Origin of the sequence: Chromobacterium piscinae, from assembly GCF_021129175.1 — a bacterium.
GTDB lineage: Bacteria > Pseudomonadota > Gammaproteobacteria > Burkholderiales > Chromobacteriaceae > Chromobacterium > Chromobacterium piscinae.
Genome location: NZ_JAJOHV010000187.1, coordinates 736 through 937, shown reverse-complemented (window position 1 = coordinate 937; position 202 = coordinate 736). Strand labels below are relative to the sequence as shown.

At 73.8% G+C, this 202-nt stretch carries 1 protein-coding gene; it reads left to right on the top strand.

Annotated elements, in window-relative coordinates:
- On the top strand, nucleotides 1–202 hold a 202-nt coding region (locus tag LQR33_RS24130; protein ID WP_231470767.1), incomplete at both ends, for a MotA/TolQ/ExbB proton channel family protein.

The window sequence follows — 202 nt, the reverse complement described above, 5'->3', positions numbered from 1 at the left end:
GCGCAGCCTGCTGCGCGAGGTGGACAAAGAGATCGCCTTGTCGGCTGCCGACGCGCCGCGCGATGCCTTGCAGGCGCGCGCCGCGTTCCGCCTGGAGCAGGCGCAGAGCGCGCGCGCCCGTTCGCTGGCGCGCGGCGTCGGTTTGCTGGCCACCATAGGCGCGGTGGCGCCCTTCTTCGGTCTGTTCGGCACCGTGTGGGGC